This window comes from Streptomyces roseus, from assembly GCF_001044425.1.
GTDB lineage: Bacteria > Actinomycetota > Actinomycetes > Streptomycetales > Streptomycetaceae > Streptomyces > Streptomyces roseus.
Genome location: NZ_LFML01000157.1, coordinates 74,324 through 85,140, shown reverse-complemented (window position 1 = coordinate 85,140; position 10,817 = coordinate 74,324). Strand labels below are relative to the sequence as shown.

The 10,817-nt window shown below is 69.9% G+C and carries 12 protein-coding genes and 1 pseudogene; 4 read left to right on the top strand and 9 right to left on the bottom strand.

Going from position 1 to position 10,817, the window contains the following annotated elements; genetic code table 11:
- Window positions 1-327 precede the first annotated feature (327 nt).
- The 5 genes from ACS04_RS32295 to ACS04_RS32275 form a co-directional block, all read right to left on the bottom strand.
- A complete protein-coding gene (locus ACS04_RS32295) occupies window positions 328-1,137 on the bottom strand; it encodes a leucine-rich repeat domain-containing protein (protein ID WP_245236661.1) in 810 nt (269 codons plus the stop codon).
- A gap of 515 nt (window positions 1,138-1,652) precedes the next feature.
- Window positions 1,653-2,237 (bottom strand): HEAT repeat domain-containing protein, encoded by a 585-nt coding sequence (locus tag ACS04_RS37070; RefSeq protein ID WP_078865583.1) that lies wholly within the window; start codon window positions 2,235-2,237, stop codon window positions 1,653-1,655.
- A 981-nt stretch (window positions 2,238-3,218) separates the two neighbouring features.
- A complete protein-coding gene (locus ACS04_RS32285) occupies window positions 3,219-3,710 on the bottom strand; it encodes a hypothetical protein (protein WP_048480399.1) in 492 nt (163 codons plus the stop codon).
- Window positions 3,711-3,717: 7 nt separating this feature from the next.
- Window positions 3,718-4,854: a hypothetical protein gene (locus tag ACS04_RS32280; protein WP_048480398.1), complete on the bottom strand. Its 1,137-nt coding sequence runs from the start codon at window positions 4,852-4,854 to the stop codon at window positions 3,718-3,720.
- A complete protein-coding gene (locus ACS04_RS32275) occupies window positions 4,854-5,417 on the bottom strand; it encodes a hypothetical protein (protein WP_048480397.1) in 564 nt (187 codons plus the stop codon). The genes ACS04_RS32280 and ACS04_RS32275 overlap by 1 nt, the downstream gene beginning before the upstream one ends.
- Before the next feature lie 42 nt (window positions 5,418-5,459).
- Here ACS04_RS32275 and ACS04_RS40350 point away from each other — a divergent pair.
- A pseudogene (locus tag ACS04_RS40350) lies at window positions 5,460-5,765 on the top strand (DUF4158 domain-containing protein); the annotation flags it as partial.
- Between the two features lie 141 nt (window positions 5,766-5,906).
- Here the strand turns inward: ACS04_RS40350 and ACS04_RS39870 are convergent.
- A complete protein-coding gene (locus tag ACS04_RS39870) occupies window positions 5,907-7,073 on the bottom strand; it encodes a hypothetical protein (protein WP_078865582.1) in 1,167 nt (388 codons plus the stop codon).
- A gap of 263 nt (window positions 7,074-7,336) precedes the next feature.
- On the opposite strand from ACS04_RS39870, the gene ACS04_RS39865 reads away from it, so the two are divergent.
- Window positions 7,337-7,777, top strand: coding sequence for a hypothetical protein (locus ACS04_RS39865; protein WP_245236660.1), 441 nt, complete (start codon window positions 7,337-7,339; stop codon window positions 7,775-7,777).
- Window positions 7,778-7,802: 25 nt separating this feature from the next.
- Window positions 7,803-8,189 carry a hypothetical protein gene (locus ACS04_RS37050; protein WP_209441830.1) on the top strand — a complete coding sequence of 129 codons (387 nt, stop codon included), beginning with the start codon at window positions 7,803-7,805 and terminating at the stop codon, window positions 8,187-8,189.
- On the opposite strand, the gene ACS04_RS39860 is transcribed toward ACS04_RS37050, so the two are convergent.
- Window positions 8,177-9,232, bottom strand: coding sequence for a hypothetical protein (locus ACS04_RS39860; protein WP_245236659.1), 1,056 nt, complete (start codon window positions 9,230-9,232; stop codon window positions 8,177-8,179). The two genes, ACS04_RS37050 and ACS04_RS39860, sit on opposite strands and share 13 nt — an antisense overlap.
- Window positions 9,229-10,053, bottom strand: coding sequence for a hypothetical protein (locus tag ACS04_RS35615; RefSeq protein ID WP_053081078.1), 825 nt, complete (start codon window positions 10,051-10,053; stop codon window positions 9,229-9,231). The genes ACS04_RS39860 and ACS04_RS35615 overlap by 4 nt, the downstream gene beginning before the upstream one ends.
- A 218-nt stretch (window positions 10,054-10,271) precedes the next feature.
- On the opposite strand from ACS04_RS35615, the gene ACS04_RS32250 reads away from it, so the two are divergent.
- The gene (locus ACS04_RS32250) at window positions 10,272-10,655 is read left to right on the top strand and encodes a hypothetical protein (protein WP_048480395.1); all 384 of its coding nucleotides are present in this window, start codon (window positions 10,272-10,274) and stop codon (window positions 10,653-10,655) included.
- Here ACS04_RS32250 and ACS04_RS39855 read toward each other — a convergent pair.
- Window positions 10,652-10,817: integrase core domain-containing protein (locus ACS04_RS39855; RefSeq protein WP_245236663.1), on the bottom strand; the 166-nt coding region annotated here is incomplete at its 5' end. The two genes, ACS04_RS32250 and ACS04_RS39855, sit on opposite strands and share 4 nt — an antisense overlap.

Sequence of the window (10,817 nt, the reverse complement as noted above, 5' to 3'; positions counted from 1 at the left end):
ATTCGACATCGCCTTCGACGGACGCCTCACCCACAACCGAATCTGACCTACGAACCAACCACGGTTACACCGTCTACTGGACAGGCCCACGCTTGACGAAGAACATAGAGGCACCCCCCCGGCTGGACTGACCCGCGCCGGGAGAGCCATCGGAGATTTTTGGGTTAACGCGGCGTAGGCCGTGTCCACCTTCCCTCGTGTCTCGGTCAGGGGCTGGTGCGTGGTGCTCGCGTTCGGTCATTGGTGTCTGGGTAGTCCAGGGTCCACGCTTCGCTCCGGATTGCACCTCTCGCGGGGATCGTTGCATGACGTCCGGCGCCCGGTCGGTCAGTCCCAATCGGACGGCGGCTGGTCGACTCGGCCTCCCTTGTGCGGCGTGTGGATGTAGTCCTGCGCACCACTGGGCAGTGCGGCGACGCAAGCCGATGAGCAGGCGTTCACCAGCAGGGGCAATACGTCAGTGGCCAAGCGCAGTGAAATCCACATCTGCCGGAGCCCAGCCTGTTCGATCGGACGGTCGCAAACGCTGCATCTGTGGATGGCTGTGGTGCCCCAGCGTCTGGGATCGAGGTCTTCCAGGGCAAGTTCCGTGACGGAGTCCAGGTCAGGCTGCAGGCGGGGAAAAGGCGGTCGCAACTTGTAATTGCCGAACAGTGCGCGTGTGCTCACCGTGCTGCGGGACAGCCTCCGGCACCGGGTGAGTTCGTAAGGAAACCAGTGCAACCGGTAAGAGGTGTAGGGCGTAAGCTCCTCAAGGCTCGTCATGGCCCCGATCTCGCGCGGTATCCGGACGAGGTTGCTGCCGTAGAGCACAAGGTGCTTGACCATGGTCAGCCACGCGATGCTCGGAGGCAGGGTGACGATCTGCCGCCGTTCCTCGGGGCTGAGGTCCACGAGAGGGCGGAATTCCTCGCGCCCATCGGCCGCGGCTTCGTCAATCAGCTCCAGCAGACGCAGCCAGCCTGGGGCGGATATGTCCTGGCGCTCGGTGTGAAATCCCACCCGGGCTCGGGGATGCGGCTTGGACTGGTCGAAACACGCGCAAGCATCCTGGCGAATTCCGCGTCGCTCCGGGACCGGATCCGACGTGTCACCCCGGCGGTTCACGTAGAGCTGTGGCTCTCTCTCGCTCGTCATGGCGCAAAGATACGAGGGCGCCGCGGACCCCATGAGGTCATCACGCCGTCTGTGAGGCTCGACCTTGCCGGTCACCGTGGTGTGACATCAACGGCGCGGCAGGGTGACGACACCAGCAGCGTCGTCGCCCTGGTCCACTTCCGAGGCTGACACCAGAGTGTTGTTGAACGTGCTCAGCTCGCGATGGAGCCGCTGAAGCTCATCGTCCTTGGCAGCCAGGACAGACAGAAGGAGTAGATGACGCTCCTTGAGCTGGGTGCGCGCGGTGTGGATGCCGGCAAGTTTGCCGCCGGTGAGCCGCTGGTTCAGGTCCCGCAGTCGGGCGATGCGGGCCTCTCGGGGTCGGGCTGCTGGCCGGCTACCCAGACGGCTGCCCGCCGCTTCTCGAACTCATCCTTGAGGTGGCCCCAGATTCGATAGAGGGACGCGCGGGAGATGCCCGCCTCGCGTGCGAGCATCTTGACGTCGCAGGCGCCGCCGGGCGGGATCTGCCCGGCCAGCAACCGGTCGCTGGATCAGAACACCGAGATCCAGGACCTCCGCCAGCAGATCACCCGGCTCCCTCTTGCCTCACGAGGCCTCCGGGGGTGGTTCTGGCGAGGTCGTGGGTCGCGAGGCGTTCCAGTGCCGGCAGGGCCCGGTCGTCGGCGGTGGAGCCGAGAGCGGCGGCAGGCCAGTGCTCGGAGGTCCGGGTCTGGATCGGCGGTGAGGGCGATCAGGTCGTTCACGACCGGCGGGCCGAAGGTGGCGATCGCTGAGGCGAGATGACTGGCCTTCGGATTCCGGCGTTCGATCATGGCCTGCCAGAGCGCAGCGAGTGCCAGGTCGCCGCCGATGTGGCCGAGCGCCGGGGCGGCACTGCTGCGTACCCAGGTGGTCTCGTCGTTCAGCCGGGCGGCCAGGGCCGGCACGGCGGCCGGTTCCCGGAAGAGGCCGAGCGCCTCGCAGGCCCCCTCTCGGACCATCGGATCGGGATGCTCCAGCAGGGCGGTGATCAGCGGAACGGCAGGGCGGAAGCCGAGGTCGGCACCCGAGCGCCGACCACCGCACCCCGCGGTGCCCGGTGTCGGCGAGCGCGCGCAGTAGGCCCGCTTCGACACTCGCGTCGCCGAATAGGGCGATCCGGTTGAGTGCCTTGGTCCAGACGGTGACGTCTTGCGTCCGGTGATCGGAGGCAACCTCGGACAGGGCCGCCCGGGCCTGCGGATGGCCGAGCTCGGCCCACTCCAGCAGAGCGTCGATCGCCCGCAGCCGCATCGTGCGGTTCCCGCTCAACTCGGCCGCGTGGACGGCGACGAGGAATGCCGGCCCGTGCGGCGAGTGGCCGAAGGCGTCCCCGAGCGAGCCGGCGAGCGGTGGTTCGTGCTCGCCCAACCGCAGGAAGCATTGTCCGCAGCGAAACCCCTCGCGTACGTCGGTCTGCAGGAGGATTCAATCCGGGCGGTGGAGGGCCTCGTCATGGTCTCCCTATCGTCGTACGGCCGCCGGTGGCCCGTCAGTGAGGGTGTTGAGGCTGCCGGGGCGGTTTCGGCTCCGCCACAGACGGAGTCAGGTGACCCGGTGGTGGAGGGGGAACGTGGTCACGGGTCCTCCCCGCGGGCGCGGGGAGCAGGATGGCTTGGTCCATGTCCCGGCTCATCTGGCTGGGGTCCTCCCCGCGGGCGCGGGGAGCAGCCTTTCTGACCTGCCACTTCAGGTTGGCAAAGGGGACTCCTGAAGCACTTTCACCGAAATCGACAAATCCGGTATTCCTGTGCGTTTGCTGCCAAGTGAAGGTGACGCGTGGCCCTCTCCGCCCTATGGGATCAGCCTCAGAAGCAGTTCGCACGAGGCATGGCAGGAAGCGGACTTCCACACGCGGCGCTGCGCCACGTCAGGCGGCGGTAGTCAGCGATGCATCGCGGCGGCCACGTGAGCCGCCTGGGGCGTGAGTGGGTGCTCGCGACCCTGTCAGTGCTACGCATGTGCTCCTCGTGACGAGCTGCGGCTCGACCGGGCAGGCTGCTGCCCGGCCGAGCGCACCACACTCGGGGCACATGCCTCGGTTGCGGGTCTCGACAGCTACGGCGGCACGAGCTCAGTCACTTCTTGTGCAGTTGGAGGCGGAAGTCCGGGCAGGTGTCCGGGTCCGCGTTGTCGTAGATGAACGTCCTCTTCGCGTCGATGCCGACGGAGAGCAGGTCGATGGTGTCCGGAGTGGGCAGCTCCGGCTTCGGGGGGTCGAAGTGCAGGCGCAGCAGCGGGTGCTTCGCCGAGCCCGACGGGCGGGTGAGCTCCCACGTTCCGGTGGTGCTGAAGGACGGGCCCAGCTCGTCACGGAACGCGTCGCCCGTCGGCCAGTTCTCGGTCGTGAGCGTGCCGCCGACCTGCCCCGGCCGTGTCGTCAGCGTCAGCCGCGTTCCGGCGGCCTCGCGGGAGCCCTCGTAACTGCCCTCCAGCTCCGCCGTGCTCACCGTGGCGGATTCCTCCGGGACGCAGCGCTCGAAGGAGCCGGCGCCGTCGGAGCTGCCGCACGCTGTGAGAGGCCAGGCGAGGGCGAGCAGGGCGGTTGCCGCCCGGATGCGATGGTTCATGGTGTCGCTACTTCGTTCCCGCGGGAATGCGCTCGGTCCACGTGATCGTCTGGCTCACGGTGGAGAAGGTGCCGTCCTTCTTGTTCGTCTTCTCCAGCCAGTCGTAGTAGCCGACGAAGTGGAGAAACGATTCATTGCTGGTGTCGTTGTTCAGGGTGTACTGCACGACGAGTGACCCGTCGGGATCCTGGCCCTTCACGTCGTAGTTGACGGAGTACGAGCCCATGAAGGCCTCGCCCAGATGCTCCCGGTCCCCGGTGGCGATCGCCGGAATGTCGGTGAACAGGAGTTTCTTGAGGGCCCCGACCTTGCCGCTCTCGGAGATGGAGTACCTGACGCGGCCTTCGCTGCTGCCTCCCTCGTTCCACTGGGCCAGGGTGTCGGCGCGCAGCTGCTCCATGCTCACGCTCGACTTGATGAGCTCGGTCATCTCGTCGCCGTCGTGATAGTCCCGGTGGCGGGAGCCGACGCCGCTGACCCAGGCGAAGCCGAGGTCGTACGGGTTGTCGTTCGACTGGTCCGGAGAGAGCGACTTGCCGTGCATCGCCCGGTCGAGCAGGGCGTACTCCTCCTGACCGATGGTGTTCGTGGTGTCGATGCTCGAGTGCTGCGGCTTGCCGTTGAACCACTGGCCGAGACCGATGTCCGACATGAGGCTGAAGGCGAGGTTCTGATCGGCGGCGATCCCGCGCCGCACGATGTCGTTGATCTCCTTCTGGGCCGCCTGGATGGCTTTGGCGTCGTCGGACCCCTTCTCCACCACCTTGCACACGCCACCCACCACGCTCGTCGACACGGCACCGTCGCCCGCGACGTACAGGCCCTGCTCTCCGATCCGCTTCACCGCGGCTTCGAGGTCCGTCTTCACCGACTTGAGCTCGCCGAGCGCGTCGTCCAGGACTCCCAGGACGGCTGCTGCCACCTTGGTGGCGTCTTCCAGCTGGCGTTGGATGTCGTCGATCATCCGCCAGGCGTAAGGGGCCGCCACCCCTTCCCAGTAGCCCTTGTCGCGCAGCGGCGTGAGCATCTCGCCCTGAACCCGCTTGCCGAGGCCGCTGATGTCCTTATGTGTGGCCCGCCACTGGTCGGCGAGTTTCTGCAACGGGTCGAGGTCGGTGTCCAGGATTTCCCGGTAGGAGGTCATCAAAGCCCCTCAAGCATCGACCGCCGGGGCGTGACCCCGCGGAAGGCTTCTTCGATCGCGGCGTCGGTCTTGGTGTGGTCGCGGGCTCCGGCCCGCAGGCTCTCGGCGATGTGAGCGAGCCAGCCCGCCACCGTTCCGGCCTGGGTCTCCCACTGCCGGTGCGCCGTGCGGAGCGCGTACTCCGACTCCCAGCCTGCCATCGCCGTGGACGCGGCCTTCGCCGGGGTCTCCAGAGCGGCGGCGGGTTTGGTGAAGGCGGTGTGGATCTCATCCGCGCTGCCGGCCGCCTTGTTGAGGATCATCGGCTCGATGTTGAGCCGCTGGCCCGGAAGCTCGCCATGGGGCCCTCGCGGCCCCGCGGGTGCCTGGGGCGGTTTGAGGAAGGGTGACGGCTGCTGAAGCGCCGGCGGCGCGGGCTGGAACAAGTGCGGGGCAGTGGGGTCCGCATAGCTGTCGGCGGGCGGCGCCTTGTAGGACGGTGCGAGGTACTCCAGGTCGCGCTTCTTCAGCTCGTCCGGCGTGAGCGGCAGTTGCTTCGGCTCGGGCAAGGTGTCCTCGGCCACCGGTTTCCCCCTTTTGTTCGACCTGCGTACTTGGCCAGGTTAATGGGACCCCCAGCCGCACTGCCGGAGGGGGTGCTCCGCTTCCTCGATGATGATGACGATGACCCTGACCCGTTCGCGCTGCGGCGTACAGACACGCACAGGCTGGGCATGGCCGTCCAGATCTGTACGGTCCGCCATGTCGGCCGGTGCCCGGGCGACGATCCGCCGGCGGTGCCGTGGGAGGTCGTGGAGTACCCGACCGGGCAGCTCGACATCGAGGACGCGTCGTGCGTGCAGAGGTACCCGGAGCGGCGCAGAACTCCGTACGAGCACGCGAACGGGATGCAGGCGCGGTTTACGTACCGCGACTTCTCTCCCATGTGTACGCGGGGGGCTCTCGCCGTACGCGGATCCCAAGTCAGGGGCCCAGACGCTCGGGCCCGGCAGATACGGAGAGGCCCCGCCCGATCTGATGATCGGACGGGGCCTCGCTCATTTTCCCTGGTGTCAGGAGGTGAAGTAGCCGTTCAGGTCGGCGATCACGTCGGCGGATCCGGAGTTGTTGTAGAACGTGACTCGGCCGTCCACGACGGGGACGACGACGAGGTTGGCGACGGTCTGCCCGGGCGTGTAGTTGAGGTTCGACACGCCCGGCCGTGCGATCCCGTGCGGATGGACGATCAGGTGGCTGGCCTCGGTCGGGTTCGTGACCGTGACGTTGAGGACGACGGCGGTGACGCCTTGTGCGGGGACTCCCGCGGTGCCGGTCACCTGGAGGTGGACGACGTCGCCCGGGCCCACGGCTCCGGCGCGGGCGCCGGTGCCGTCGCGGGTGTCCAGGAGACGGACCGGACCGGCCGCGGAGAAGGCGGAGCCGGTGGCCGCGTAGTAGCCGGTGACGTCGGCGATGAGGTCGACGGATCCGGAGTTGTTGCGCAGGTCGACCTTGCCGTTGACCACGGGGACCGTCACCAGATTGGGGACGATCTGTCCGGGCGTGAAGTTGAGGTTCGACACGCCCGGCGCCGCCTGGCCGTTCGGGTAGACGGTGACGTGCCCGGCCTCGGTCGGCTGGACCGCCGTCACGTTCATCACGACCGCGGTCACTCCGGTGGCCGGGACGCCCTTGACGCCCGCGACCTGGAGGGTGACGACCCCGCCGGGCCCCACGCGCTGCTTCTTGGTACCCGTACCGTCACGGGTGTCCAGGAACCGGGCCGGTGTGATCGGGTTCAGGGCGGAGCCGGCTCCGGCCTGGTCGGTGTAGTAGCCGGTGACGTCGGCGATGAGGTCGACGGAGCCGGCGTTGTTGCGCAGGTCGACCTTGCCGTTGACGACCGGGACGGTCACCAGGTTGGGGACTATCTGCCCGGGCGCGAAGTTCAGGTTCGACACCTTGGGCGTGGCCTGCCCGTTCGGGTAGACCATCACGTGTCCGGCCTCGGTGGGGTGGACGGCGGTCACGTTCATGACCACGGCCGTGACCCCCGTCGCCGGAATGCCCTTGACCCCGGCGACCTGAAGTGTGACGACCCCGCCCGGTCCGACGCGCTGCTGCTTCGCACCGGTGCCGTCACGCGTGTCCAGGAACCGGGACGGCCCGGCCGGCACGAAGCGGCTGCCCGTCTGGGCGGGGGCGGGGGCGGGGGCGGTGACTGTGTAGGCCCTGGGCAAGTAGCCCGGGGAGGGCACCCCGCTCGTGTACTTGGCACCGTCGAGGAGCAGGTCGTACTGCGATGTCCGTAGTCGGCTCCAGGTCCCGGCCGGCCCTCCGCCCGGGGCGCAGGGCTCAGGGTGACGGTGCGCGGCCGGGTCCTGGAGTTCAGGCGGTCCGCGCGGCGTGCAGCGTGGACCCGGGCGGTCAGCGCGCCGGCAGCGAGACGGGCCCGCTGGTACGGGGTAGCGCACCGGTTGCGGGTCAGCGCGCGGAGCACGGCTTGGTCCTCGGTGTCATGCGGGTACGGGGCGCGGAGGTCGGCGGTCATCATCCGGCCCCGGCCGACCGGGCGGGCGTAGGCGTCGATGGTCGTCTGGACGATCTGTTCGTCCAGGCCGCGCTGGTGGGGTCGGCCGCGCGGGGCGTAGGAGAGGTGGCGGCGGGCCTCGGCGAGAAGGTGGCGGTGCGCGAACACGCCGCGCATCACGTACACCACGGCGATGGTCTCGACGGCGGCCAGGGCGGCGTCGACGAGCGGACGCACCCGTGCCCAAATAGCTGTGGCCGCTGCTCGGGCGCGCTCCGCCAGCCGTGCGACGGCGTCGGCCCCGTGGGCTCGGGCCGCCGAGTCCCGCCAGGCGGCGCGCAGCTCGACAGCGACCGCAGTGGGGTGCGCTTCGGTGAGCGGGTCTGGTCGGCGGCCTGGCAGGCGATCGCGTAGGCAGCCCGCTCCCCGGCGGGTGGCCTTGCCGCTCCTCGTACTCGGCCGTGAGGAGGGGCAGGGCGTCGGCGATCTGCTGGCGGCGGGTGGACTGCCAGCAGATGAGCCGCTGGTCGATTCCGGCGATCTCCATGACCGGGCGGCGGCCGGGCAAGCGGTCACCCTGCTCCGCCAGCACTTGGCCGAGGGCGCGTTCGCCACGCGCGACCGGGCCTTCGTCACCGCCCACCTCGCCGGGGCCCTGGCCGCCGCCGGACAGTCCGATGACGCCGAAGCCACCGGACGGTCCGCACTCCAGCTCGCCGCCGTCCCCGGCTTAGGCCAGGCGCTCGGCGAACTACGGCGCCCCGCCGCGGCCCTCCGCCCGTACGCACGTCGGCCCGCCGTCACTTCGGCGTTTCATTCCGACTGATGTTCCGGGCCGCCGAAGTCCGGGCTCGTGAAGTCCGGGGGCGCGTAACCGGGACGGGGGCCCTGAGCAGGGGCCCCCGGGCTGGTGAAGTCGGGCCGGGTGTACCCCAGGCTGGGGATGCGCCCGGCCCCCGGCGTCCGGGGGGACGGATACGAGCTTGGTTCCACCAGCGCGTCGCGGAGGAACGGCACGATTCCGCGCTCCAGCAGGGCATTGCGCCATGCCTCCCGGGCCAGTGACACCTCGTCGGGCATCGCCTCGGTCTCGTCCGCCACCACCTCCGTCGGACTGTTGCGGACGGCCGTGACCAGCAGCCCGATCACGCCGAAGAGCAGCGCGGTGGCTGTGAGGCCCCCCAACAGCCAGCCCGCCGTCACCATGATGTCGGCGAGGGCCGGTTCGGGTTCGATCATCTTCAGGATGTAGCCCACGAGCAGGAAGATCAGCATGGCCATGCCGGCAAGGACCGGCGCGAGGACGGCGGAAACAGCGAACGCACCGGCTCCCGCTGCCTCGGTCGCGTCCCGCGCCGGAATTTCGCGGCCGACCGGGCGCGTGCGGGCGGCCGCCGGCGGTGCAGGTGCCGGTGCCGGTGCCGGTGGGCGTACGTGCAGGCCCACCAGCGCTGCCAGCAGGCGGCGGCCGTAGGACATCCCGGCCCACCGCGTCGTAGCGACCGCGTCCCTGGCCCGGCGGGCGCCGGGCGCTCCGGCACCCAGGACGGCCGCTCCGAGCCGCCGTCCTACAGACGGGGCCGGGGCGGACGCCGAACGCGAGGACGAGTACACCGTGTCCGAGGGCGTGTGCGGGAACTTCACCTCACCGCGTTCACTGCGGGCCTTCACATAGTGGGCGTACTCGGCCGCTGCGGCCGCCGTAAGGAGTGCGGAGGCGTTGAGCGCCATGGTGCGCAGTTGCTCCTCGTTGAGCCGTTGGCCCAGGGAAGCCAGTTCCGGGCGCTCGTGGGCGGTGCGCAACGCCTCGTCGAGGAGCCGCTCGTACTCTTGGCGGTCCTCGCTGAGTAGGTATGGCGCGTTGTTCACAGCCCCTCCTCCCCGATCGCCGGCCGCTGCCGCCATCGTGGCGCGCCTCGGCCGTCGAAGCCAGGGCTCGTTCCGGCGGCGGGGTCCGCGGGTACGGGAGTGCCCCCGGGGCGCGCGGGATCCGGGAGCTGTGGCCCGCCCGGGGGAATGTCGCCGGACGGGGAATCCGGCGTGCGGGCATCGGCGCTCGCGACGGCCGGCCTGGAGGGAGGCGTCGGTCTCGCGCGGAACGCGGAACCTCCCGCAGGGAGGGGAGGCCGGGCCGGGTCGGCGGGGGGCGCGGCGGGCGAGGGTGCGGGCGGGGGCTCCGTTCTGGACGGGGCCGCGGCAGCTGCGGCACGGGGGGCTTCTGCGGTGCCCCGGGGTTCTGCGGTGCCGGGGCCGTCCGCCCCACCCGCGCTCACGACACCGATGGCCGGAGGCGCCCCGAGCTCCGTGACCGCTTCCGCCGCTCCTGCCAGCTGCCGGTCGCCCGTCAGCGCCTCGTTCACCGTCTGGATGCGACTGAGTTGGGTGAGCAGGATGGGCGCCGACATTCCGACGACGAGGGCGGCGTACTCGCCGCTGATCTGTCCCGTGGTGCCGAACAGCACGGCGGCCCCGGCGCCCAGCACGCTGTGCAGGGCGGCCGCGACGATGTCGACGGCGGGGTCGAAGTACGCCCCGAACTGCGGCGGTGTCCCTTGCGCCACCCCTTCGGCGGTCGACTGCCGGTGGACGCGGCGGTCGGCCTGCCACGACACGAACCGGGTGTACAGGTCCAAGACCCCGCGCAGCAGACCACCCGCCGTCCCCAACAGGATCAGCGTCGGGATGTCCACGGTCTCCCCCGGTCGACAGCGCCAAGGCCCGGCTTCGGGTATCCGGCCATCGGACGAGCGTAGAGCCGCGCGCGAGCCACGGGGAAGGAACTGACCCTATTCGGCCAACTCGCTGTCCGGTCAGCCGTCGAAGTGGACCTCAGGCCCCCTTGTAACCGGAGCGCAGCTGAGTACGCGTACGGATGGTGCCCGGCCGACCCCCGGGCCAGGATCGCCGCGTGACCAACTTCCCCGCACCGACGACCGGCGACGCAGGCAACGCGCACAGCCGGCGCACGGCCGTCGTGCTCCTCGTCCTCACGGTCCTGCTCCTGCTGCCCCCGGTGCTCTTCTGGTACCACAGCGCGCAGAGCGCCCTCGCGAACAAGAGCGGCTCCGACTGGCGGGGCAATCACGAGACGAAGCTGGGCCTGGAGCACGCCGCCATGGTCATCGCCGGAGTGCCCGCCCTCGGGGCGCTGATCGGCGGCGTCATCGGCACCGCGAAGGGCCTCCCCGGGACCTGGACGGCGGGCGGGGCGCTCTTCGGCACCCTGGCGCTGTGGGTCATCGTCGTCGTCGCCGTGTTCGTCTCCCTCAGCCGCATTGAGTTCGCCGTCTAGGTGTGTTGTCCGGACAGGTTGGTGACGCGGCTGGCGGGTGTTTGGCCTTGGATGCCGGTGTGGGGTCGGTGGTAGTTGTACCAGTCGATCCAGTGGGTGAACGCGTTCTGCCGTTCCTGGTCTGAGGTGTAGGGCCGGTGGTAGGCCCATTCCTCGAGCAGA